Here is a 24,217-nt window from a genome sequence, read left to right as displayed (position 1 = left end):
ACTTGCCAGTTTCATCCAATACCCAATCACTCTTACCCCCTCAGTATTGAGCTTGCCAGCACTTTTTACCCGTGCTGGCGACCAACAAACAAATACAAGAAAGTTTCCTGATAGAGGAAACGAGGGGTATGAGATGAATGTTGAAGCTAATGCTAGTTCCTACGATGCAATAGTGATTGGTGCGGGTGTGGCTGGTTTGTATCAGTTGCACAAGCTACGGTCCCTCGGAATGAGTGTTCGGGTTATTGAATCTGCCTCCGGAGTAGGCGGTACCTGGTACTGGAACCGGTACCCGGGTGCCCGTTTCGACTCCCAGGCAGAGATTTACCAGTACTGGTTCTCGAAAGAGCTTTACGAGAGCTGGCAACCATCAGAGCGTTTCCCTGCGCAACCTGAAAGCGAGCGGTGGCTGAATCATGTTGCTGACAAACTCGATCTTAATCAGGACATTGAGTTTAATACCCGGGTGGATTCCGCACATTGGCAGGAGGCAGACGGTAGCTGGGCCATCAGAACAGACAAGGGTGACCGGTTGGAAGCCAGGTACCTGATTGCCTGTACTGGCATGCTTTCCGCCCCACTTGAGGATGTCTTCCCTGGACAATCCACGTTTCAGGGCCAGATTTGCCACACTTCCCGCTGGCCCAAAGAGGGTGTAGATCTCAAAGGCAAACGTGTTGCCGTGATCGGCACTGGTGCTACCGGCATTCAGGCCACCCAGAGCATTGCGCCCGAGGTAGAGAGCCTCACGGTGTTTGTGCGCACACCTCAGTACACCATTCCGATGAGAAACCCGAAATATACGGAAGAGGATTGGAAGCACTGGTCGAAGAATTTCACGTATCTCAAAGATAAAGTTCTGAATACTTTTGCAGGATTTGACTACGACTTCGATGGGCGGTCCTGGCATACGGACACTCCGGAACAACGCGAACAGACCCTGGAAAAACTTTACAACGACGGCTCGCTTGCGCTTTGGCTGTCCTCCTACCCTGAGATGTTCACTGAAGCGGAGGTGAGTGAAGAAATCTCCCGATTTGTTCGTGCAAAAATGCGGGCACGACTGAACAATGATGCCGATCTTTGTAAACTTCTTATTCCCACCAGCTACGGTTTCGGTACCCGGCGTGTTCCGCTGGATACCGGTTATCTGGAAACCTTCCTGCGACCGAATGTAAAAGCCGTGAACTGCCGCGAGACACCGATCGAAGGCATTGTCCCCGAGGGTGTTCTGATGCAGGACGGTAGCGTTCATGAAGTTGATATTATTGTGCTGGCGACAGGTTTTGACGCCGGCTCCGGTGCGCTGACGCGAATTGACATACGCGGCAAGGAAGAGCGCAGCCTGAAGGAAGAGTGGAGCAATGAAATCCGTACGGCAATGGGGCTTCAGGTACACGGTTACCCCAATCTATTTACAACTGGCGCGCCGCTCGCACCGTCCGCTGCACTGTGCAACATGACAACCTGTCTGCAGCAGCAGGTAGGGTGGATCACCGATATCATTCAGTATGCGAAAGCAGAAGATAAAACGGTGATAGAGCCTACCAAAGAGTGCCAGGACGAGTGGGTGCGGCACCACGACGAGGTGACAAACCAGACACTTCTACCCCTGGTGGATAGCTGGTATATGGGAACCAATGTACCGGGCAAGCCCCGGAGACTGCTGTCGTATTGCGGCGGGGTGAATAGCTACAACCAGCATTGTGTCGAGCTGGCCAGGAACAACTACCCGGGATTTGTCTTCGCGTAAAGCAGGTAGAAAGATCTATTCCGACAACAACAAGAGGTAGTGTCAAATGAGCGATCCGAAGATGAAAGCTGCGTTGGACAGTGTGCTCCGGCAGACCACGGGGCGCCACGGTGGTGCCCCTGGTGTGGTAGCTATGGTTACCGATCAGGAACGCAACATTTATGAAGGTGCGGCGGGAGTCAGAGAGCAGGGTAAGCAAACCCCGATGGATCTGGATACGGTGTTTGCGATCTTTTCCACCACCAAAGCGATTACCAGTGTCTGTGCACTTCAACTGCTTGAGGAAGGGCTTCTTCGGCTTGATGACCCAGTGGGCAAGTATCTCCCGGAGATTGACAAGCTGCATGTGCTTGAAGGGTTTGGTGCGGACGGGCAGGCCCGGCTGAGGCCACCCAAACGCAGGATTACCGTCAGTGATCTACTCTTGCAAACCTCAGGGCTGTGCTACGATTTTTTCAGCGCTGAGGACAAGAAATACCGGGAGCTGAAAGATATTCCATCGATTATCACCTGCACCAGGGAATCGATTCAGACAGTACTTCAGCACGATCCCGGTGAGGCCTGGACCTATGGAGTCAATACCGACTGGCTGGGGCTGGTGGTAGAGAAACTGCGAGGGCAACGTCTGGGTGAGGTGATGCACGAACGTGTGTTTCAGCCCCTTGGCATGGTGGATACGGCCTTTTCGGTCAGCGATGACATGGTGGCGCGCCGTGCCACCATACATTCGCGAGCCGCGGACGGGCAGTTGGTACCCGTTCCTGAGTTGGCCCTGCCTGCAAAACCTGTCATGGACATGGGCGGGCATGGCCTCTATGGAACGGTCAGGGACTACATGAAGTTCATACGTATGGTCCTGAACGACGGTGCCGGTGAACATGGCAGGGTACTGAAACCCGAAACGGCACATCTGCTGGCCAAAGATGGTTACGCTGACACCAGCATTCCAATAGGCCTCTGGGAAACGTCTGATCCGAGCCTGGCCAATAGTGGTGAGTTTATGCCCGGGGTGGATAAGGGGTGGTCCCATGCTTTTATGATTAATCGTGAACAGGCACCTACCGGGCGCTCCCCCGGATCCATGGCCTGGACAGGCCTTGCCAATAGCTATCTGTGGATTGATAAGGCCAGGGGAGTGGGTGGATACTGGGCTACCCAGATACTGCCTTTTTATGACTGTGCCTCTTATCCCGGATTCTATGAGTTCGAGGCGACAACTTATAACAACCTGAATTGATAGGTTGGTGACTGGAGCGGTGGCGCGAGTGCTACCGCTCTCGTTGATTTGCAGTGATTGCAGTAAGTTGGCGCGTAAGGAGACGCGCGGATTAATGGCTCCGGGATTGCCTGATCTGTCCGGGTGTCAGGTTCAGCTTGCGTCGGAATGCTCGCGTCATATGAGCCTGGTCCGAGAAGCCGCACTCGGTTGCGATGGCTTTGATAGGGCGCGAACTCTTTGCCAACATCAGTTTTGCCTGCTCGACACGTGTGTCCAGAAGGTGTGCGCAAGGCGTTACTCCGTAGCTTGCCTTGAATCGCCGGCAGAAAGTCCAGACGCCCAGACCAGTGACTGCAGACAACTGCTCTATGCTGATCTGATGCTGTAGATTGCTATAGATGAACTCGGTCAGCGCTGAGCGCTGGCGCTTTGAAAGGCCAGACTGGCTGTGATCTTCCCTGAACTTTACATCCGCATAATTTCGCAATAGGTGAACGCTGAGCTGCAGGCCCAGTGCCTCGGCATAAGTTGGCCCACCGATCGCAGAATTCCGCGTTTCTCCCAGGATGGCGTCAGAGATCGAAGTAACGGTAGGGTCTTCCGCATTAAGAACATCGTGCAGGCTGACCTCTGATATCGGGCGCCCCAAAACATCCTGTGCAACTCGTGACATCAGGTTTTCGGAAAGGTAAACGTGGGACACGTCGATCTGTTGCGTCCAATGCCAGTGTGATGGTCGAGCCCGGCTCAACAGGGAAATGTGGCCAGGCACGCAGGTCGTCCGTGTCCAGCGGCTGTCAATCCGCCGGTCCATGGGCGTCTGCCCCTCGAAATACCGGACGATCATGTAGTGGTTCATCGGCGGAATCGGGACATCCAGGCCTGCATAGCGATAAGAGCGCTGCCCGACATCCAGCCATCCGAGGTTATCACTGGCGGTCAGAACCTCTCCCGGCACCCAAACAGGCAACTCTTCGGATTCAATGAGGCTCGCCATCGTTGTCTTGCCCTCCGACATCCAGTCGATCAGACTGATTTTCTCACTCCCCTGGCCCGTTTAACCTTTAACTACCGGAACGGGCATCTAGTGGCTTCACTGATAGCCAGACTTCAACGGCATGGGCGGCTTCAGTATGTATGTGAGGGAGTGGGTCATGGAAATATTGTTATTATCTGATTGAGGCACCTGTTGGCGTGCCTTTATGCTTCATCTTTTAGAACTAGCCTTACCGGGAAAAGGTGTCAAGCCTGCGTTGAGCAAATCCTCCTAAAGGATGTGGTGGCCTGGAACCTCCGTATGAAATACTTACGACAAAGGTACCATGATGGTCGTGTTGGCGGTCTTAGAGGCCGACTAGCCCGGTGAGCCTTACGGGTTGCATAAATCAGCCGTTGATCTTTGGCGGCGAATCCCTAAGCTATGTTAACGAATTTTTCTTCCTGCGGAGTCACTTCCAGTTTATGAGCGAGCAACAATACAACGCCGATGCCATTGAAGTACTGAGCGGCCTGGACCCGGTGCGTAAGCGCCCGGGAATGTACACCGACACCAGTCGTCCGAACCACCTGGCCCAGGAAGTGATCGATAACAGTGTGGATGAAGCCCTCGCCGGACACGCCCGCCGTATTGACGTGGTGCTTTACGCCGATGGTTCGCTGAGTGTTGAAGACGATGGCCGCGGTATGCCAGTCGATCTCCATAAAGAGGAAGGGCTGCCTGGCGTCGAATTGATCCTGACCCGACTCCACGCCGGCGGTAAGTTTTCGCAGGGTAACTACAACTTCTCCGGTGGCCTGCACGGCGTTGGCGTTTCCGTCGTGAACGCACTTTCCACGCTGCTTGAAGTAACGATAAAGCGCAACGGTGAACTCCATCGCATGACATTTGCGAATGGAGACAAGGCTTCTGAGTTGGAGGTTATCGATACGGTTGGTAAGCGCAACACCGGTACCCGAATCAAGTTCACGCCGGATGCAAAATACTTCGATAGCCCTAATTTTTCTGTCAGTCGCTTGCGTCATAACCTCCGCGCAAAGGCAGTGCTTTGCCCGGGTTTGACGGTAACTTTTGTGCAGGAAAAAACCGGTGAAAAAGATGAGTGGTTCTATGAGGAAGGCCTTCGGGATTATCTGCGCTCTGCGCTGACAGACCTGGAAGTTGTGCCACTGGAACCGTTTACCGGCAGCTTTTCGGGTAATCAGGAAGCGGTTGACTGGGCAATCCAGTGGCTCCCGGAAGGCGGTGAGGCGCTCATGGAAAGCTACGTGAACCTGATTCCCACCGTTCAGGGAGGCACCCACGTAAACGGTTTGCGGACGGGGCTTCTGGAAGCCATGCGTGAGTTCTGTGAGTTCCGTAATCTTCTGCCACGGGGCGTAAAGCTTTCTCCGGATGATATTTGGGAAAAAGTTTCCTATGTGCTTTCGTTCAAGATGCAGGAGCCTCAGTTCTCCGGCCAGACGAAAGAACGCTTATCCTCGCGGGAGGCAGCAGGATTCATTTCCGGTGTGGTCAAGGATGCCTTCAGTTTGTGGCTGAACCAGCACACTGGCGTGGCCGAAGTGCTGGCGGAACTGTTTATCAGCAACGCCCAGCGCAGGCTCAAGGCCAGTAAAAAAGTGGCCCGAAAAAGGGTAACCTCCGGGCCTGCTTTACCCGGCAAGCTTGCCGACTGCTCTGGCGGCGACACCGCCCGCTCTGAGCTGTTTCTGGTAGAGGGGGATTCCGCGGGTGGGTCCGCGAAACAGGCGCGTGATCGTGAATTCCAGGCGGTCATGCCGTTGCGTGGAAAGATTCTGAACACCTGGGAAGTGGATTCCAGTGAGATCCTGGCTTCCCAGGAAATCCACGATATCGCCGTGGCCATTGGCGTTGACCCCAACTCGGATCAGCTTGACGGCCTTAGGTACAACAAAATCTGCATCCTCGCGGACGCGGATTCTGATGGTTTGCACATTGCTACGCTGTTGTGCGCATTGTTCCTCAAGCATTTCCGCTCGGTTGTTGCTGCGGGCCACGTCTTTGTTGCCATGCCACCGCTTTATCGGGTGGATTTGGGCAAGGAAACGTTTTATGCCCTGGACGAACACGAAAAGCAGGGCATCCTCGATCGTATAGAAGCGGAAAAGCGTAAAGGCAAGATTTCCGTTACCCGCTTCAAAGGGTTGGGTGAAATGAACCCGCTCCAGCTTCGGGAGACCACCATGGCGCCGGATACCCGTCGTCTGGTGATGCTGACCATTGAAGACGGCGATGATACCGATAGCCGGATGGACATGCTTCTTGGCAAGAAGCGCGCGTCTGACCGCAGGGCGTGGCTTGAGGCCTATGGCAACATGGCGGATGTGGCCGTTTGATTATGGCAAGGTGCTTGGGTCGAAGAATATTTCCTTTAGGTCTATAAAAATAGTTCTTTATTCTTTTTAAGTATTCCTGAAACTCGTTATCCTGCCGGTTTTACGATCGGGATGAACCGCAGATGGATTGGCAGGGCTGGTTTGCGCTGAGCCTCGCAGGGGGAGCGCTGGTACTTATGAGTTCAGGGCGCTTCGCGCCCCATCTTGTCATGATGAGTGTGCTTGTGGTTCTGAGTGCCAGTGGCATTATTTCTGCTGACCAGGCGCTGGCGGGTTTCAGTAATACCGGATTGATCACCGTTGTGGCACTGTTTGTGGTGGCGGCGGGCATTCATCATTCCGGCGGGGTTGACCTGTTGGTCAAGCACCTGCTGAGAAACCCGACGACTGTGCGCTCTGCTCAGGCAAGGATTACGCTTCCGGTTGCGGTGTTGAGTGGTTTTCTCAACAATACGCCAGTCGTTGCCACAATGATTCCGGCGATTCATGCCTGGTCCCGGAAGATCGGAATTTCACCTTCCAAACTGATGATCCCTCTCAGCTATTCCGCCATTCTTGGTGGCACGCTGACCATGATTGGCACCAGCACCAACCTGGTTGTAAATGGTCAGTATGAGCAACTAACCGGTGATGCCGGATTTTCTATATTTTCCATAACCGTTGTAGGGCTGCCGGTAGCGATTCTCGGTATCGGCGCTATTTTACTGTTTATGCCCAGAGCCTTGCCCAACCGTGAAGATCAGCACAAGTTCGGTTCCATGAAGGAGTTTACTCTGGAAGTTGCGGTTGCGTTTGATGGGCCACTGGTTGGCAAGGCTGTGGGTGAAGCTGGCCTGCGCGAATTGGAAAGGTTATACCTTGTCGAGATTGAGCGCGATGGCAGCGTTGTAACGGCAGTGCCTTCCGAGGAGCGCCTGCGAGGCGGAGACCGGCTTGTATTTGCCGGGGACACTCAGGCAATTTCCGATTTGCTGCGCATTAACGGCATTGTGCCTTCCGTACACGCGGACGAGCCTAGCCTCAGCAAAGACCGTGCGGAGCGTTGTTTGATGGAAGCGGCTTTGTCCCCCCAGTCGGAGGTGCTTGGCCTGACCATTCGCGATGCGCGATTCCGCGAACGTTATGGGGCGGTTGTTCTGGCGGTCGCCCGGGGTGGCGCGAGAGTCTCGGGAAACCTGGGCAACATTCGCCTCAAACCCGGCGATGTGCTTTTGCTCGAAGCACGGCCGGCGTTTGTGAGCCGTCAACGCTACAATAAAGACTTCCTGCTTATCAACGACCTGGGAACAGAAGCCCCGAGGCATGATCGTGCATGGTTATCCTGGGGCGTGCTGGTTGTTCTGGTAGGGCTTGCTGCCTGCGGTGTTCTGAGCATGTTGAATGCCGCTTTGCTGGGTGCAGCCCTCATGATCCTGAGTGGCTGCTGTTCCGTAGGCCAGGCTCAGAAATCCGTGGATGTGCCAGTGGTTCTGACTATAGCGGCTTCCTTTGCTCTGGGCGCCGCTCTGCAACAGACCGGGGCGGCAAACTATGTGGCGGGTGCCATTCTTGGTCTCAGCAAGGGGCACGTATTGTTGGCTCTTTTCCTGGTCTATTTTTCCGTATCCGTGCTCACGGAAGTTATTACAAACAATGCAGCCGCTGTCCTTGTTCTCCCGATAGTGCTGTCGATGACCACCAGCATGGGCGTTGCAGCCGAACCATTTGTGATCGCGGTGATGATGGCTGCCTCGGCCAGCTTCGCGACCCCTTTGGGTTATCAGACCAATATGATGGTATTCGGCCCGGGTGGTTACCGGTTCGGGGATTTTGTAAGGTTAGGCTTGCCAATGAATGTGTTCATTGGTCTGGTATCTGTTGCAGTGATTTCCTTGGTATACGGAATCAGTTCTGGTTAACGGGAACTGCTGGCGGATTGGCGAGAATGTCACAGCAAAGTACGCGTAGCTCGCTCTCGTAAGTAAAGCAGAGTGATAGGGTAACGCACATGTATGCGCCAGTTACGCAGAGATAGGGCGCTGTAACGTGGAGGTTGCCCGGTTGGGCCAATGCCTGCTTCAGGTACTGTTGTCGGTACCAGTCGGCCTTGCTGGTGCTCTCAAGCGGTTTGAAGCGGGGGTCGAGGCTTCGGGTTCCGGTGTCTGATATGAGCGTGTCCTCAACCTGCACGCCTCTGTCGTCCGCCAGATAACAACGGGAAACTGTAGGCTGGTTCAGCAGGACGCTACAGGCCTTGGCCATGGGGGCGCCGGTTTGGAGTTGCTCGGCTGCCAAATGGAAATCTCGCTGGAAGAAATCGATCAGCTGACGGGTCGGGTCCCGGGTTATCTGGTGACAGGCTTTGTATTTCTGCAGAAGCTGGTCGAAATCTGTTGGGGTGTTGCACAGCTTTGCCAGATCCGTGCTGGGTCGGCAGAAGTAGAACCCTTGAACAAAATCCACACCGGCATCGATGGCAATCATGGCCTGATCACTGGTTTCCACGCCCTCCAGTAAAACCAGACACCCGGACTGGTGTAGCAGTGAAACGATACCGTTCAGGATCTGCCGTGCCTTATTGTCTTCTGTAGCTCGAGTTAACAGCTTCCTGTCCAGCTTGACGATGTCTGGAGACAGGTTCCATATCCGCTCAAAGTTGGAGTGTCCGGCGCCAAAGTCATCGATGGCTGTCAGGCATCCCAGCTTCCTGTAGTAGGCAACTGTCTCACGCAGGCGTTCGGCGTCATCTGTTGGTTGCTCAACAATCTCGATAACGATCCGGTGCGGAGGGAGTCCTGTTTTTGCAAGTAATTCGCCGAAAAACGAATCTCTTTGGCTGCCGATAGTGACCACCCGGGGGGATACATTCAAAAACAGCCAGTTGAGCTGATCCTCTGCACCGCAGTAGTTCTGAATGTGAAGGTATCGGCAGAGGCGATCCAGGAGGAGGGCTTCAGCATCTGAAGTTGGCACCTCAAAAAGATGTATTGGCAGAACATTGGACTTATCTGGGTCATGGGCCCGGATCAGGGCTTCGTAGCCAACCGTTCGTTTGTGGGAAATGCTGTAGATAGGTTGGAGCGCCGTGCTCAGAACCAGACCGCGAAACTCTGCCGTCCAGACATTGCCGTTTCTGTGTAACATTGGCGACAGCACATCAAGTTCGGGGGCTGTCCACTTTTCCGGGAAGGAGCGCTGCATAGTGAGTTTCAGGTTATTGAGCGAATGCATCAGGAACTATGGAAGCCAAGTACCTGAATGGTCACTGGTCAGTCACTGGTAAAACCGGAAAAAGCCTGAGTAAACTGCTAGTTGGAAGAGAGATTGCCAAAAACGGAAGAGTATTGCCACTGTTTCATGAAGAAACAGGAAGCGATTTGCGGATTTTCGTAGTGTAGTGTGGGCTGAAGTAAGAGGGTGGCCCCGCAAGGGGCCACGCAAAATTAGTTATTGCTGGGGATTGCAACGGATTCGTCGAATTCAAGTTCCATGTCTTGTCCTCTCGTTCAATGAGGCCCCCCGGACGGGGCGGTTAAGCATGGACAAATTTTATCGTGTCTATGGTTTCTAACAATCCGTAGAAGCCGTATGAGACCAAAGGCAAATGGCTGGCGTACCTCCGGATACATGATCAGAATTTCTGATGATAGTGGGCAAAACATTCCGATTTCCTTTGAGTATGAGGCTTCATATACTCCTTCTCGCGAGTTGCAGACAAGGAAAAAGAGGGATCAGTCACGATGCAATTAGGTAACACATCTGTCAGTTATGGTTGGCTGACTATCGTTATTCACTGGGTTGTTGCTGCCACCGTGTTCGGAACCTTCGCTTTGGGATTCTGGATGGTGGACCTGTCTTATTACGACGATTGGTATCGTCGCGCCCCGGATATTCATCGCAGTATCGGTGTCTTATTATTTGGCTTGATGGTGTTCCGGTTGGCTTGGCGCCTGTTCGCCACATCGCCTGATCCACTGTCGGGGCACGAAAACTGGGAGAGGGTCAGCGCCCGGATAGCGCACATCCTTTTGTATGCCCTGGTTTTTGTGGTGATGGTAAGCGGCTTTCTGATTTCAACTGCGGACGGCTCCTCTGTGAATGTGTTCGGCTGGTTCGAGGTGCCCTCGGTGACTGGCCAGATAAAAGGGTTGGAAGACACTGCAGGCCTGGTGCATTACTGGAGCACGTGGGCGGTGATCGTCCTTGCCCTGATTCACGCCGCCGGGGCACTCAAACATCACTTTATAGACCGGGATGCGACGCTCCGCCGGATGCTGGCTCCGGGCCGCCGGGATCATTGATTTACCTACAGTCGCTCTGGCTCAGAGCGTTTTGGATTTCTCGTCAAAGGAGACAACTATGAAAAAACTATTGCTTGCAACTTCGGTTTCACTGGCCATGATCGGCAGTGTTCATGCAGACGAACACGCTGGTACCTATGCGTTTGATGACAAGGGCGCGCACCAGTTCATCACTTTCAAGATCTCGCATCTGGGTTACAGTTGGCTCTACGGCCGCTTCAATGATTTTGATGGGCAATTTACGTACGATGCTGACAACCCGGAAAACAGCTCAGTAAACGTGACGATTGACCCTTCAAGTGTGGATTCGAATCATGCCGAGCGAGACAAACACCTGCGCGGCGAAGATTTCCTGTATGTGAGTGAGTATCCGGAGGCGAGTTTCAAGAGCAAGCGCGTGGTTGTTGATGAGGAAGGTGAGGCTGACATTATCGGTGACCTCACCCTGCGCGGCGTTACCCGCGAAGTTACCCTGGATGTTGAGATGCTGGGCCACGGTAAAGATCCATGGGGAGGCTATCGGATGGGCTTTGAAGCCGAGACCGAGCTACGCCTTGAAGACTTCGGTATTCCCACGAACCTTGGGAAGGCATCGGAGACCGTTGAGATCACTATTTCGGTTGAAGGCATCCGCCAGTAAAACCGGTTACCGTGCCAAAACAGATTCCGGGGTTAAACCCGGAATCTGCCTGTCTGATTTTCCAGTTCTCGTGCATAGCCGTCGAGGGATTGGCTGATATCGTCAATCTGTTCCGATCTGGACGCGCTTTCCGCTGCAAGGTCATTGATTTCTGTGATGCTGCGGTTTATTTCGTCAACAACCTGAGTCTGTTGCTCCGTGGCGGAAGCAACGCTGATGTTCATGTCAGCAATCCGGGTCATGGCCTCAAGAAGGGCATTCAGTTCTTGTTCGGCTTCTGTTGACAGTTTCACTGTTTCTGACGCTTCCTGGCTCCCGGTTTCCATGACGGAAACAATATCTGAAACGCCCGTCTGCAGTGTTTCAATCATGGTCTGAATATCTTCCGTAGACTGCTGTGTACGTTGGGCCAGCGTTCGTACTTCGTCTGCGACTACGGCAAACCCCCGGCCCTGATCGCCGGCCCGGGCTGCCTCTATAGCCGCGTTCAGAGCGAGCAAGTTGGTTTGCTCTGCAACGCCACGGATAACATCCAGCACCGACGTGATGTTGTCGGAGTCGTCGGAGAGCTTACGGATAACTTCCACAGCTTTCGTAATCTGGGCGGAAAGGCGGTGCACCTGTTCAGAAGATTCGCGGATAATTTTCGCGCTGTTGCTACCTTTGTGCTGGGCTTCTTTTGTGACATCTGCCGCTTGAGATGCATTTCCGGCCACCTCTTCTATAGCGCTCTGCATTTCATTGATAGCGGTTGCCACCATCGAGATAGCGTCGGTTTGCCGGCTTACGCCTTCGTTATTGTCATTGGAGGCCTGGCGGAGGCTGTTTGCACCTTTGCCCAGTTCTATGGTCAGTTGCTGGATTGACGCGACCATTGACTGCAGGTTTCCAAGAACCAGGTTAAAGCTTCCGGCAAGAGCGCCCAGGTCGTCATCGAGTTCAACCGGAATGCGCTGGGTCAGGTCCCCCTCGCCCTGTGCAATGTTATCCAATTGTTCTTTGAGGGTTGAAATGGATTGAATGATCATCCTGAGGAACATGATAAAAAGCGTGATGCTGCCGAGAATGGCAATCGCAGTGATGACCAGAATTGTTGCAGAGCTGCTCTGTCCTTCAGAGGCCAGGGCCAAAGTGCGAGCTTGCGCTCTTTGGTCTACATGAGCGCCGACCTCGTCAAAATAGCTGCGCAGGGAGTCGAAGCGAGGGGATGTTTCAGTCGTTGCCAGCGCTCGTGCCTGTTCCAGTGAGCCCCTCTCCGCGAGACTGATCACTTGCATAGCGGATTCGTGCCAGCTTTCGAAGGCAGCATCGAATCCTTGTGCTACCGCTGAAACGCCGGTGCCTTCGAGCTGTTTTACCGTTGTCTCGAAGCGCTCTTTGGCCTGGCCGGCATTTTCCCTGAATTCTGAAAGAAAGTTTGAGCCATCCGTGTTGTTTGTTCTGGCATCCACATAGGACGTCTGGGCAACGAGCGCCTGATAGAGGTCCCGGTCTCCGTTCAGGATGAGGCTGACTGAGGTCAGATAGGTGTCGGCTATATCTTCCGTACCTGAAACCAGCTGACGCGTAGTGTTAACGCTGAATAATCCAATAAAAACCAGGGCAATTGATGTGATGGCAAAGGGGAGTGCGATTTTGGACCTTAGCCCGAAGCGTTTGCCGATAGTCATAGTATGCTCGTGTCTGTTTGTTTTTTTTAGAGCATAACAGGGTTTAGCAGATTCTAAGGGATTTATTGCGGCGGTCTGTATCCCATAATGAGGATCAGGTGTCAGTGTGAAGCTTGTGATGTGTTGTGTTGGTGGCATCCCGCTGGGTTTCGCAGGCGCGACAAAGATGGCGCTGACGCCAGAACTGAGCACCGAAAATTACCAGCCCGATCAACAGGCCAGCCCAGAGATAGGGCGCAGGTACCTGAAAGCTACCGCTGATTGCGAATTCCACAAGAAGCATCAGTGCGACGGCCAGTGACGCATTCACTATTGCCGTGATCATGGCTTGCCCGCAGGCTTTCATATTGGGTTTCATAGTGTTCCGCTTGTGTGGAGGGAAAACTGCCTTTTGATCGTCAACGATATGGAGCATACGGTGCACCTTACCGACTCTCCATGCGGGAATTCCGCTATTGGAATTGCTGGTACCTGGCGCCGATGGAGCATTCAGACCAATAAATACGCCGGTTGTTGGTGTATCAGCGCGCTGCTTCATATAATGTGCCACTGCACTGCCCCGTGATTATTCCGGGCGCACAAGGTAGCATCACGGACTTCTTCAAAATCAGGCAATACAGGCAAAAGAGGCATCCATGCCAGAGTTTCAGACGACGGATGAAGGCTTTGAGCGGGTTTCACTCAGGGACTACACGGAAAAAGCTTATCTCGATTACTCCATGTACGTCATTCTTGACCGGGCGCTCCCCAATGTCGGGGACGGGCTGAAGCCGGTTCAGCGGCGTATTATCTATGCCATGTCAGAGCTGGGCCTGAAATCCACGTCCAAATATAAGAAATCTGCACGCACCGTGGGTGATGTGCTGGGTAAATTTCATCCCCATGGGGATAGCGCATGCTATGAAGCCATGGTTCTGATGGCTCAGCCCTTTTCATATCGTTACCCGCTTGTTGACGGGCAGGGTAACTGGGGTGCGCCGGACGATCCCAAATCCTTCGCAGCTATGCGGTATACGGAATCCCGGCTGGCGCGCTTCGCCGACGTCTTGCTCTCGGAACTTGGCCAGGGCACGGTAGACTGGACGCCAAATTTTGACGGCACCATGGACGAGCCCGCAGTTCTGCCGGCACGCTTGCCCCATGTACTGCTAAACGGCACCACCGGTATTGCGGTGGGTATGGCGACGGATATCCCGCCCCATAACGTGAGGGAAGTAACCGCGGCCTGTATACGGTTGCTGGACGACCCGGAAGCGACGGTTGACCAGCTTTGCGAACACGTAAAAGGCCCGGACTTCCCAACCTACGCTGAAATAATTACGCCCCGCAAGGACTTACGCCAGATGTATGAGACCGGGCGGGGTTCGCTGCGTATGCGAGCGCGTTGGGTTCGGGATACTGGTGAAATTGTAGTGACAGACCTGCCACATCAGGTATCTGGCAACCGTGTGCTGGAGCAGATTGCGCACCAGATGCAAACTAAAAAGCTGCCTATGGTGGCGGACCTCCGTGATGAGTCGGATCATGAGAACCCGACTCGCCTCGTTATTGTGCCGCGCTCCAATCGTGTAGATCTGGACGGGCTTATGGCCCATCTTTTCGCCAGCACAGATCTCGAGAAAACCTATCGGGTAAATATCAATGTAATTGGTAACGATGGTCGTCCGGGCGTAAAAGGCCTGCGCCAGATGCTGACAGAATGGCTGGCGTTCCGTCGCACCACGGTTACCCGTCGTTTGCAGCACAGGCTCGATAAGGTGTTGGCGCGCCTGCACATCCTTGAAGGTCTGTTGATTGCTTATCTGAATATCGATGAAGTCATCCATATTATCCGCACCGAAGATAAGCCTAAGCCGGTGTTGATGGAACGTTTCGGCTTGTCTCCGGATCAGGCCGAATCCATCCTTGAGCTGAAATTGCGGCACCTGGCCAAGCTTGAGGAAATGAAAATCCGCGGTGAGCAGGACGAACTGGCTGCTGAGCGGGACGAGCTTCAGGCCATTCTCGGTTCTGAAGACCGGCTGCGCGAGCTGATCAAGAGTGAGTTGCAAGCGGATGCCGAAACATACGGTGATGATCGGCGCTCTCCGATTGTTGAGCGTGAGGAAGCCCGTGCGTTCAGTGAGAATGATCTGGTATCCAACGACCCTGTTACCGTAGTTCTATCGGATAAAGGTTGGGTGCGTGCCGCCAAGGGGCATGATATCGATCCGGACGGGCTGAGCTACAAGTCCGGCGACCGGTTTGCCCTGGCCGCCAGAGGTCGTAATAACCAACAAGCCATCTTTATGGACTCCACCGGCAGGGCGTATTCACTGATGGCCCATAGCCTGCCCTCAGCCCGGGGGCAGGGCGAGCCTCTGACCGGAAGGATCAATCCTCCCTCGGGGGCAAGCTTCTCCGGCCTGCTGATGGGCGACCCTGCCCGCAAAGCCCTGTTGGTTACGGATGGCGGATACGGTTTTGTGACCTCGCTGGAGGACATGATCAGTAAAAACCGGAACGGCAAGGCCGTGGTCAGCGTGCCGAAAGGAGCGAAGATCATGCCGCCGGTGGTTATCCCTGTAACGGAGAACGCATTGTATCTTGGTGCGATATCCAACGAAGGCAGAATGCTTGTTTTCCCTCTCAGTGAATTGCCGGAATTGAGCAAGGGTAAGGGCAACAAGATTATCAGTATCCCTTCCGCCCGGGTGCAGAACCGCGAAGAGTATGTGGTGGCTGTGGCGGTATTCGCCAAGGATGATCAGTTAGAGATACGTGCAGGCAAGCGCAAGATGGGGCTGCAGTTCAGCGATCTTGAGCATTATCTGGGCGAGCGGGGCCGGCGCGGGCATAAACTGCCGCGAGGGCTGCAGCGGGTGGATTCCATTGATGTTATCCCTTCTGCCGCAAGAGCAAAGGAAGAGGAGAGTTCTGATGATGGAGAGCTCAAATCGTGAGTGAACTGGTTCTGATTAACGTATCGGGGCGCGACAAGCCCGGCCTTACGTCGGAAATTACCGGCATCATGGGTCGTTATGACGTGAGGATTCTCGACATAGGTCAGGCGGTTATTCATGACCACCTGACCTGGGGTATTCTCATTGAGATTCCTGATGAATCGAAATCCTCCCCGGTGATCCGCGATTTGCTGTTTCGACTGCATTCGCTGGATCTTCAGGTCAGGTTTGCGCCAATAACAGTGGAGGAATACCAGTCCTGGGCTGAAGGGCGTAACCGGGCCTGCTACATCGTCACCCTGCTGTCCCGTGATATCAAGGCAGAGCAGATTGCCCGGGTTTCTGCGATCACCGCTCGTCATGGCCTGAATATTGATAATATCTCCAGGCTGTCGGCAAGACCTTCACTCACTGCGGCCGGCAACGGGATTGCCTGTGTGGAGTTTTCAGTGCGCGGCACTCCCTCCAATCTTGAGCAGCTCAGAGCTGATTTTCTACACATTGCCGGTGAGATGAACGTAGATATCGCGTTTCAGGAGGATTCCATCTTCCGGCGGAACCGCCGCCTGGTGGTCTTTGATATGGACTCCACCCTCATTGAGGCTGAAGTGATTGATGAGCTTGCCCTGGAAGCTGGCGTTGGCGAACAGGTTGCGGAGATTACAGAACGTGCCATGCAGGGAGAGCTGGACTTCAGCCAGAGTTTTGCTGAACGCCTCTTGCTACTCAAAGGTCTGGATGAATCTGTGCTTGAGCGTGTTGCTGGCCGTCTGAAGATGACGGAAGGAGCGGAACACCTGATACGAAGCCTGAAGGCGCTGGGTTACCGCACGGCGATTCTTTCCGGTGGTTTCACTTACTTTGCCGAGCACCTTCAACGGAAGCTGGGAATCGACTACGTGTACGCAAACGCGCTGGAGATTCGCGATGGCAAGGTGACAGGTGAGGTTTGTGGCCAAATTGTTGACGGTAAGCGCAAGGCGGAATTACTACTCGAGATTGCCGGGAAAGAGCATATTTCCCGGGAACAGGTGATTGCGGTCGGGGATGGCGCCAATGACCTGCCTATGCTGAGTCAGGCGGGACTTGGCGTTGCATTCCGGGCCAAGCCGTTGGTTAAGGAGTCTGCTCGCCACGCGATATCTACGCTTGGCCTCGATGCTATTCTCTATCTGATCGGCTTTCGCGAAAGTGAAACGAATCAGGGGCTGAAAAATGCCGGTTTTTAAACCGGCATTGACCAGTCAGTTTCAGTTATCACTGAAGTCGTAGTTCATCTCAGGTACCGGGGCCTGCAGATAATACCCCTGAATGTAATTCACGCCGGCTTGCCAGAGTGTCGCGAGAACAGCGGCGTTTTCTACCAGAGGAATGATGGTTAGTTTGCCAGAGCTTTGCAGGCTTTTTACCATTTCCTTCACCTGTTCCCTGGCTTCATCGTTCTTCTGGATTTCTTCCGTGAACGACCCGTCTATCTTCACATAGTCCGTATCGATGTGCTTCAGGGTATTGAACGGATTCAGTGCGCAGCCGAACTGTGCAATGGATACCTTGCAGTGCAGCTGATGCAGGGTTTTGGTGAACTCCTTGGCTTGCTTCATGTACTTGTTGGCATCGCCCTCGCGGATCTGGAAAATCAGCGAGTCACCGGGTAAGCGAGCGGCTTTCAGGGCGACGCTCAGCCAGGGCGTGAAGGTTTTGTCCTGGAGAGTTTCCGCCGTCACATTGAGGAACATGCGAGTATCGTTACCTTTGGAGCGGTGGCTGGATAACTGCTTTATGGTCTGCAGAATGACCCAGCGGTCGATCTTGATGGCGGTATCGCTTGGTCCCAAGGGAGGGAGGAAGTCATAGGGGGAGACTTCATTTTCGTCTTTGTCGAGCATTCTCACGAAAGCTTCGTAGTGCTCTTCGCCTTCACCGCGAAGGTTGATAATGGGCTGGAACAGAAGCCGGAATCGGTTATCTTCCAGTGCCTTCAGTATGTCATCTACGGCGCTGCCATCATCGAGGGTTTCATAATTTGCAGGATTATAGGCGCAAATACCATTGCCCTCGGCGTGGCCATCCTGTTTGCGTACTTCCGATGATGCATTATGAGCCCGAGCCATGAGGTCTTCGGCTTTTGGCGAGTTTTCGGTAATGGATGCAATACCAATGCTGACGGTCAACGGAACCGTGTGGCCATTTATATCAAACAGATGCTCCTCAACAGCTTTGCGAACCTGCTCGCACCGGTTGGTCAGTGACTTTTCATCACCTGACTGAGACAAGAGGCAGAACGCATCATCGCTAAGGCGCGCCAGTACAAGATCATCGGCGGCCTCTTCTTTCAGCAGTGTGGCCAGGTCACCCAGCAACAAGTCCGCGCCGGAAATACCAACCTGGCCTTTCATGGTTATGAAGTTATCGAGAGCTATGTACGCCAGGGCACCGGTTTCGTTGTTTTTGCCGGCACTGGCGATGGTTTGTTCAAGCTCTTTCATCAGGTATTGACGGTTATACAGGCCGGTAAGCAGATCCTGGCTGCTGATTTCGCGCAATTTCTCTTCCAGCTCTGCATCGCTGTGCTCGGGCTGCAGCACAATCTGAGTGCATACTTCACTATCGTAGGTGGCAGCTGAGACAGACATGGTTACGTTCAGTTCATGGTCATCGCTGCGCTTTGCAGTGCAGTTGATGGTCATGCCGTCTTCGCCCTTCTCGGTGAAAGATTTCATGAACGCCTTATAGTCGTTCTGGCTTTCAGCGGTCAGCGTATCGAGCACAGGGACACACATCAGGTCATCGATGTCGTCGTATCCCAGAAATTCCAGGTAAGACTGGTTGGCGTAGATGTGCATGCCGTCATTGATATAGGCGATCGCATCTTTAGAACTTTCGAGTAGCAGTTGGCAGCGTTGTTCTGCCTCGCGCAGATGAGATTCCAGCGCTCTGCGGCGGCGGCGATCTTCCAGGGCTGCAAGTTCGCGCTTGGTCTTGAGAACCAATAGATCATTATGGCCAGACTGAACCGTACCCTGAGCGCCAGCTTTCATGACAGCCACGGTTCTTTCACGGGTTTCTTCCTCTGTCAGGAACAGACAGGGGATATCTTTATCCATGCGTCGGATCATGGCTAAAGCGCTATCCGCGGAGAATTCCTGCTCGATATCACGCGCTAGAAGCAGATCCCAGTTGTTGCTTTTAAGAGCTTCTTCCAGGTCCTCTTCGGAGGTAATGCGATGCGCCCGAGTGGCCCTGCCAGCATTTCTGAGGAGGCTTACCAGGGATTCGGCATCATTCTGGGATGGATCGAGGATCAGCAGGTGTACGGTGGCGTTCTGTTTCTGCATTCCTAAGGCGTCTCATAATACAGGTTGGCTGAGCCGGCCTTGGCAGATAAAAATCTGCCTTAAATACAGTATCTTGCAAGAAAATGTGAACTGGTACTGCAAGACCGGACTATCACTATCGCTGAATGATGCAGGGGTTGAGGCTTAATAACAAGCCTCCGGCGGATTTACGGAGGCGCCGGAGGTGTTCAGAGTGATGGCCACAGAGAGTCGAAATCATCCTCGCTGGTGCCTGCCGAAGGTGAGGTACTCGCATGTGCCGGGGCTGCAGCGTTGTGTTGCAGCTTTAACTCAAACTGACTGATGCTTCCGGTAGAAGATATCTTTTTCAGAAGCTGCCCCTGTTCCTCTCGGCCGCTATGCAGCATGGAGATTCGACTGCCGTCCTGGAACGGCAGTCGTGGCGTGATCAGGGTTGCAGCCTGGTTGACAACACTGATCTCGGGAAGCAGAAGTCCGCGTAGATATTCACTGCTGTTGCCGACTTTATGAATCAGTCGAACACCGCAGGGGGAGGCGCTGGGTGCCAAAAGTTCTATGCCAATCTGGGTGCCCTGATTTTTGATCTGCCGGATCCAGCGCACGACCGCGATGCTCCATGGGTGAGAGCGTTGCTCTCGCACACCGAGAATTTCACCTGCCTGCATCGACGGTGGGACGTTGGTTTCCCACGAGACGCAGTAGCCGCCGGGACTGGTGTTCACCAGCAAGGTAATATGCGCTCTCGGGCGATTCTTTTCCGTTGCAGGTGCCGGTGTATTTCCGAAGCTGCCGCGAAAGTTGATTGGTGTATCAGCGGAGTGCAGGCGCTCCTCACCAGGAGAGGCATCATGGGCGCCTGACCAGGCATCACCTCGCTTGCGTGACGAGCGGTCGGAACGCACAAAAAGGTTCTCGTCGGCCTCATCACCGTTGTCATTGCCCGTAACAAACTCGGTAAACGACTTTTCCCCGGAAATAAAATAGTGTGCCGCCGAGAGTCCTACGCAGACTTCGAGTGTGCCTTGGCTGGCAATCCGGTTGAAATTCCTTTTGGCCAGAATTCCCAGAGCCTGGCTCAGGTGAGTGAGGAGGGTTTCGTTGACACTGCCCGGTACTATCAAAGTGTCGGGTGCCGGAAGTTTACGTAGCCTCGCATCCAGGTTTTCGGAAATTGCGGCCGCCAGGTCGCGGGTATCAAACCCGAAGCTCTCATCACCGGGCTTGGCTTCGAGAAGGCTTCTGTATACCGGCGAGCTATCCCCTTCCATATTGATGACGAAAAGGGTGTCTTCTCCGATGTTCGGTCCGCAACGGGTTTGTTCAGTCCAGGATTCAAACAGGTCGTATGCCTGGAGCAATTCTGACTGCCGGAGTTGGTTTGGTCTTGCGCAACCGAGAAGCAAAAGGCGCTTGTAGCTGTCGGCCACAGTGCTTGCCTTTCGCTGTTTCAAGGTGCTGTCTTCTACGGTTGCGTCCGAAAGTTTGTTGCGATGGGCAAACCGGAACATGCGGTGACATTCCAGCCAGCTTTGTGCCGGGCTCGGGCAATAGAGTTGGTGAGATCTCAGAATGGTTGAGGCCAGCTCTGACATAGCCCGATGGATGGCTGTCGCAATCAGTTTGCGGTTTTTGTCGAGTCCGCCGTCATCCAATGCCTCCAGAACGCAAAGCTTATAACCACTGGCGAGGTGAAGCTGAAGCGCCTGGGACAGATTGGCAATTTTGCGCTGCTTTTCAGGCAGTGCCACAGCAAGACCAAGATAATGACGGGAAAGCTCACTGCAGACGAAGTGAATTTTGTCACGAATCAGCTCAAGGAATTGCAGGCGATGCTGGGGGCCAAGGAACAGATGGTTGAGCTCTATGATCGCATGATAGAGCTGACGCGAAACCTCGCCAATATTGGCCATGGGAAGCTGATTGATCCAGGCCCTGAACGCTTTGGGCGTTGTGTCACAGAACGACAGACTCGCTGTTTTCTGCTCGGGAACACGGAGATCGGGTTTGAGGATCATGCCTTCCATGAATATGCGCCAATATCAAAGCTGGGTTTCGTATTCCGGGCTTCCTCATTCGACGCAAAGTAGATCGCTCTATCACATCGGTATGCCTGGAAAACACCGTAAATACATTTTTTTACAAAATAGACGGTACTGGACTTTAAAGTAGCAAACCAGAGCAAGAAAGCGAGAAAGTTGTCAGTTAACAATGTTTGACATGTGAAATCAGGCCAGCTTTGAAAAAATACGGCTAAAGAGTTTCCAGGTGCAGGTCAATAGGTGTCTTGGCCGTCTTTCCGGGCACTTCGCGAACCAGCTTTGGAACCAGGAATCCTGGCAACCTGGAGAGCAGTTCGCGAACCAGCGCGCGAGCCTCGTCATCAGGTACATCAAAATGCTGAGCCCCTGCGACCGGGTCAAATGCATGAAGATAGTAGGGCAGAACACCCGCATCAAACAGTGTTTCGCTTAGCTCCTCAAGCACATCGGCGTTGTCATTAACACCTCTGAGGATGACGCTTTGGTTCAGTAAGGTTACGCCTGCTGAGCGGAGATAGCTCAGTGCGCGACGGGTCATTTGGTCAATTTCCGCTGGATGATTGATGTGCAGCACCATCACAACCTGCACCGGTGTGCTGCTGATCCACTTGAGCAGAGAGTCACACACTCGTTGAGGTATCACCACCGGCAGTCGAGTGTGCAGGCGTATACGGCGTATGTGGGGAATGCTGCTGATGGCTGAAGACCACCGGGATAGCAGTTGGTCGTTGACTGCCAAAGGGTCGCCGCCACTGAAAACAACTTCATTGATTTCCGGGCTTGCCGAGAGCGTATCCAGCACTTCCTGTCGATCGGCCGGGCTGAGGCGTTGCTCGTCGTAGGGGAAGTGTCTGCGAAAACAGTAGCGACAGTTAACCGCACATTGGCCCGTTACCATCAGCAGAGCCCTGCTGCGGTACTTTCGAATCAGTCCGGTGGTTTGTATTGCACCGTCTTCCTGCAAGGGGTCTGCTACAAATCCCTCTGCCGGATTGGCCTCAAGACCCAGGGGTAAAACCTGTCGTAGAAGCGGATCTGAGGCATTTCCCCTCTCCATTCGTGCGAGAAAAGGCTCGGGAACTCTGACTTCAAATAATCGGTGTCCGGTCTCTGCGCCATCCAGCCAGGTATCTGCCGGCAGACCCAGCCTGGTTAGCAGCTCTTGTGGCGAAGTTATGGAATCGGACAGCAGCTGTTGCCAGCTTCGGTTGTCATCGCCAGAAAGCCGGGCTTCTATAGAGGTGGGGGTTCGCTGTATCATAGCGGCCTTCGAATTTTAAACAGCATTTTGGCAGGTGGACATTTCATGGCTTCATATTCTACCAACGAATTTCGCGGCGGTCTTAAAGTATTGCTGGATGGCGACCCCTGCATCATTCTTGAGAACGAAATTGTAAAACCCGGTAAAGGCCAGGCTTTTAACCGGGTCAGGCTGCGTAACCTGATGAGTAATCGGGTGTGGGAACGTACCTTCAAGTCTGGTGAGAGTCTCGAAGGTGCAGACGTAATGGACCATGATATGGAATACCTCTATACCGACGGGGAATTCTGGCACTTCATGTTGACCGATGGTTCATTTGAGCAGTTCGCAGCCGACGCAAAAGCTGTAGGTGATGCTCTAAAATGGCTCAAAGAGCAGGACGTTTACACGGTTACCCTATACAACGGTGCACCCCTGACGGTTACCCCGCCAAACTTCGTTGAACTGGAAGTTGTTGAGACCGACCCAGGGATGAAGGGCGATACTGCACAGGGCGGCTCCAAGCCGGCAACCCTGTCTACCGGCGCCGTTGTCAGCGTGCCGCTGTTCATCACCATCGGTGAAGTGCTCAAAGTAGACACCCGCTCCGGTGAATATATGAACCGGGTAAAAAGCAGCTGAGCAAAGTATGAAACAAAAGCCCGACTGGCAGCCGACAGCCTCCCGGGCAGCCTTGAAAAGCCGTGCACAGCAGTCCTCCTTTGTGCGCGGCTTCTTTGCCCAAAGAGGTGTGTTGGAAGTTGAAACCCCGATACTCGGCCGTTGCGGTGTAACAGAGCCCAATCTCGAGAGCATCTTTGCGAATTCAAGCGCCCAGGGCCTTGAGGGTGGTTGGCTGCAGACCTCGCCGGAGTACCACATGAAGCGCCTGCTAGCCGCCGGCGCCGGCTCCATCTACCAGATCTCGAAAGTTTTTCGCAACGGAGAGCGTGGCAGCCGCCACAATCCCGAATTTTCCATGCTGGAATGGTATCGCACGGGTTTTGACGACATAGGTCTGATGTCAGAAGTTGCCGACCTGGTCTGTGGTTGGCTTGATTGCCCGCGACCGCAAATTACAAGCTACCGCCAGGCTATGATTGACGGGGCCGGCATCGACCCTTTCGTGGTTACGGAAAACGACCTGCGCCAGCGCTGCCGGCAATGGCTTGAGCCCGAACAACTGCAAGGCCTCAGCCGCGATGGTTGCCTCGACCTGCTCATGAGCTTCGCTGTTGAACCCAGCCTGGGCACCGAAACCCCGGTCTTCATCAACCAATACCCGGCCTCCCAGGCCTCTCTGGCCAGAATTTCCAGCGTAGATGGCTTTGACATAGCCCACCGCTTCGAGCTTTATGTTAATGGCCTGGAGCTATGCAACGGCTACTGGGAACTCACCAGCGCCGACGAACAGCGCGCCCGCTTCGAGGCGGATAATCGTCTACGAAAAGTTGATGGAAAGCCCGAAATGGAGATGGATGAGGCTTTTCTGGCGGCTATAGAACAGGGTTTGCCAGACTGCGCTGGGGTGGCGCTAGGGCTGGATCGTCTATTGATGCTGAAAACTGGTACTCGTGATATCGCAGATGTATTGGCGTTTCCGCTAGAACGAGCGTGAAGTTTTTATAGAAGTTGCTGGGCTCTGTCGGGGGGGGGGGGGCCCCAACCGGGGGGGGCCCCGGCCCCCCCCCGGCGCACAGCCGTTTAAGGCCGCCGGGGGGGCCAAAAAACCCCACCCGAACAAAAAGCGGCCCCCAACC

Annotated in this window: 17 protein-coding genes; 10 read left to right on the top strand and 7 right to left on the bottom strand. The window is 53.9% G+C overall.

Features of this window, described 5'->3' with window-relative positions; translation table 11 throughout:
• Window positions 1-133 precede the first annotated feature (133 nt).
• Window positions 134-1,753, top strand: coding sequence for an NAD(P)/FAD-dependent oxidoreductase (locus Q4501_RS10675; RefSeq protein WP_303596221.1), 1,620 nt, complete (start codon window positions 134-136; stop codon window positions 1,751-1,753).
• A gap of 46 nt (window positions 1,754-1,799) precedes the next feature.
• Window positions 1,800-2,990 (top strand): serine hydrolase, encoded by a 1,191-nt coding sequence (locus Q4501_RS10670; RefSeq protein WP_303596220.1) that lies wholly within the window; start codon window positions 1,800-1,802, stop codon window positions 2,988-2,990.
• A gap of 91 nt (window positions 2,991-3,081) precedes the next feature.
• Here Q4501_RS10670 and Q4501_RS10665 read toward each other — a convergent pair whose 3' ends face one another.
• Window positions 3,082-3,969: an AraC family transcriptional regulator gene (locus Q4501_RS10665; protein WP_303596219.1), complete on the bottom strand. Its 888-nt coding sequence runs from the start codon at window positions 3,967-3,969 to the stop codon at window positions 3,082-3,084.
• A 464-nt stretch (window positions 3,970-4,433) separates the two neighbouring features.
• On the opposite strand from Q4501_RS10665, the gene parE reads away from it, so the two are divergent.
• On the top strand, window positions 4,434-6,329 hold the full coding sequence (parE, locus tag Q4501_RS10660; RefSeq protein WP_303596218.1) for a DNA topoisomerase IV subunit B: 1,896 nt from the start codon (window positions 4,434-4,436) through the stop codon (window positions 6,327-6,329).
• Between the two features lie 122 nt (window positions 6,330-6,451).
• Entirely contained in the window at window positions 6,452-8,227 is a 1,776-nt protein-coding gene (locus Q4501_RS10655; protein ID WP_303596217.1) for an SLC13 family permease, read from the top strand.
• Here Q4501_RS10655 and Q4501_RS10650 read toward each other — a convergent pair.
• A complete protein-coding gene (locus Q4501_RS10650) occupies window positions 8,214-9,509 on the bottom strand; it encodes an EAL domain-containing protein (RefSeq protein ID WP_303596216.1) in 1,296 nt (431 codons plus the stop codon). The two genes, Q4501_RS10655 and Q4501_RS10650, sit on opposite strands and share 14 nt — an antisense overlap.
• Window positions 9,510-10,048: 539 nt before the next feature.
• Here Q4501_RS10650 and Q4501_RS10645 point away from each other — a divergent pair.
• Complete coding sequence (locus Q4501_RS10645; protein ID WP_303596215.1) at window positions 10,049-10,609, top strand: cytochrome b; 561 nt, start codon at window positions 10,049-10,051, stop codon at window positions 10,607-10,609.
• A gap of 58 nt (window positions 10,610-10,667) precedes the next feature.
• Window positions 10,668-11,249, top strand: a complete 582-nt coding sequence (locus Q4501_RS10640) for a YceI family protein (RefSeq protein ID WP_303596214.1) — start codon at window positions 10,668-10,670, stop codon at window positions 11,247-11,249.
• A gap of 32 nt (window positions 11,250-11,281) precedes the next feature.
• On the opposite strand, the gene Q4501_RS10635 is transcribed toward Q4501_RS10640, so the two are convergent.
• Window positions 11,282-12,919, bottom strand: a complete 1,638-nt coding sequence (locus tag Q4501_RS10635) for a methyl-accepting chemotaxis protein (protein ID WP_303596213.1) — start codon at window positions 12,917-12,919, stop codon at window positions 11,282-11,284.
• 94 nt (window positions 12,920-13,013) lie between these two features.
• Window positions 13,014-13,457 (bottom strand): hypothetical protein, encoded by a 444-nt coding sequence (locus Q4501_RS10630; protein WP_303596212.1) that lies wholly within the window; start codon window positions 13,455-13,457, stop codon window positions 13,014-13,016.
• Between the two features lie 97 nt (window positions 13,458-13,554).
• On the opposite strand from Q4501_RS10630, the gene parC reads away from it, so the two are divergent.
• Both parC and serB read left to right on the top strand, forming a co-directional pair.
• Complete coding sequence (gene parC, locus Q4501_RS10625) at window positions 13,555-15,861, top strand: DNA topoisomerase IV subunit A (RefSeq protein ID WP_303596211.1); 2,307 nt, start codon at window positions 13,555-13,557, stop codon at window positions 15,859-15,861.
• On the top strand, window positions 15,858-17,090 hold the full coding sequence (gene serB / locus Q4501_RS10620; RefSeq protein WP_303596210.1) for a phosphoserine phosphatase SerB: 1,233 nt from the start codon (window positions 15,858-15,860) through the stop codon (window positions 17,088-17,090). Before parC ends, serB begins: the two co-directional genes overlap by 4 nt.
• Window positions 17,091-17,111: 21 nt before the next feature.
• Here the strand turns inward: serB and Q4501_RS10615 are convergent, their stop codons facing one another.
• The 3 genes from Q4501_RS10615 to epmB form a co-directional block, all read right to left on the bottom strand.
• A complete protein-coding gene (locus tag Q4501_RS10615) occupies window positions 17,112-19,196 on the bottom strand; it encodes an EAL domain-containing protein (protein WP_303596209.1) in 2,085 nt (694 codons plus the stop codon).
• Window positions 19,197-19,384: 188 nt separating this feature from the next.
• Window positions 19,385-21,202, bottom strand: coding sequence for a GTPase (locus tag Q4501_RS10610; RefSeq protein ID WP_303596208.1), 1,818 nt, complete (start codon window positions 21,200-21,202; stop codon window positions 19,385-19,387).
• A gap of 226 nt (window positions 21,203-21,428) precedes the next feature.
• On the bottom strand, window positions 21,429-22,478 hold the full coding sequence (gene epmB / locus Q4501_RS10605) for an EF-P beta-lysylation protein EpmB (protein WP_303596207.1): 1,050 nt from the start codon (window positions 22,476-22,478) through the stop codon (window positions 21,429-21,431).
• A gap of 45 nt (window positions 22,479-22,523) precedes the next feature.
• Here epmB and efp point away from each other — a divergent pair, with 45 nt between their 5' ends.
• Window positions 22,524-23,099 carry an elongation factor P gene (gene efp / locus Q4501_RS10600; RefSeq protein ID WP_303596206.1) on the top strand — a complete coding sequence of 192 codons (576 nt, stop codon included), beginning with the start codon at window positions 22,524-22,526 and terminating at the stop codon, window positions 23,097-23,099.
• 7 nt (window positions 23,100-23,106) lie between these two features.
• Window positions 23,107-24,075, top strand: coding sequence for an EF-P lysine aminoacylase EpmA (gene epmA, locus Q4501_RS10595; RefSeq protein ID WP_303596205.1), 969 nt, complete (start codon window positions 23,107-23,109; stop codon window positions 24,073-24,075).
• The last annotated feature ends 142 nt before the right edge of the window (window positions 24,076-24,217 follow it).

It is taken from the genome of Marinobacter sp. 2_MG-2023 (assembly GCF_030546935.1).
Classification (GTDB): Bacteria; Pseudomonadota; Gammaproteobacteria; order Pseudomonadales; family Oleiphilaceae; genus Marinobacter.
Note: the sequence above shows the minus strand (reverse complement) of the source record. Positions and strands in the feature narration are given on the sequence as shown.

Excerpts from the sequence above, each read along its gene's own strand:
- Q4501_RS10675 (WP_303596221.1), top strand. The coding sequence starts at position 134 with ATGAATGTTGAAGCTAATGCTAGTTCCTACGATGCAATAGTGATTGGT.
- Q4501_RS10670 (WP_303596220.1), top strand. The coding sequence starts at position 1,800 with ATGAGCGATCCGAAGATGAAAGCTGCGTTGGACAGTGTGCTCCGGCAG.
- Q4501_RS10665 (WP_303596219.1), bottom strand. The coding sequence starts at position 3,969 with ATGGCGAGCCTCATTGAATCCGAAGAGTTGCCTGTTTGGGTGCCGGGA.
- parE (WP_303596218.1), top strand. The coding sequence starts at position 4,434 with ATGAGCGAGCAACAATACAACGCCGATGCCATTGAAGTACTGAGCGGC.
- Q4501_RS10655 (WP_303596217.1), top strand. The coding sequence starts at position 6,452 with ATGGATTGGCAGGGCTGGTTTGCGCTGAGCCTCGCAGGGGGAGCGCTG.
- Q4501_RS10650 (WP_303596216.1), bottom strand. The coding sequence starts at position 9,509 with ATGCAGCGCTCCTTCCCGGAAAAGTGGACAGCCCCCGAACTTGATGTG.
- Q4501_RS10645 (WP_303596215.1), top strand. The coding sequence starts at position 10,049 with ATGCAATTAGGTAACACATCTGTCAGTTATGGTTGGCTGACTATCGTT.
- Q4501_RS10640 (WP_303596214.1), top strand. The coding sequence starts at position 10,668 with ATGAAAAAACTATTGCTTGCAACTTCGGTTTCACTGGCCATGATCGGC.
- Q4501_RS10635 (WP_303596213.1), bottom strand. The coding sequence starts at position 12,919 with ATGACTATCGGCAAACGCTTCGGGCTAAGGTCCAAAATCGCACTCCCC.
- Q4501_RS10630 (WP_303596212.1), bottom strand. The coding sequence starts at position 13,457 with ATGAAGCAGCGCGCTGATACACCAACAACCGGCGTATTTATTGGTCTG.
- parC (WP_303596211.1), top strand. The coding sequence starts at position 13,555 with ATGCCAGAGTTTCAGACGACGGATGAAGGCTTTGAGCGGGTTTCACTC.
- Q4501_RS10615 (WP_303596209.1), bottom strand. The coding sequence starts at position 19,196 with ATGCAGAAACAGAACGCCACCGTACACCTGCTGATCCTCGATCCATCC.
- Q4501_RS10610 (WP_303596208.1), bottom strand. The coding sequence starts at position 21,202 with ATGGAAGGCATGATCCTCAAACCCGATCTCCGTGTTCCCGAGCAGAAA.
- epmB (WP_303596207.1), bottom strand. The coding sequence starts at position 22,478 with ATGATACAGCGAACCCCCACCTCTATAGAAGCCCGGCTTTCTGGCGAT.
- efp (WP_303596206.1), top strand. The coding sequence starts at position 22,524 with ATGGCTTCATATTCTACCAACGAATTTCGCGGCGGTCTTAAAGTATTG.
- epmA (WP_303596205.1), top strand. The coding sequence starts at position 23,107 with ATGAAACAAAAGCCCGACTGGCAGCCGACAGCCTCCCGGGCAGCCTTG.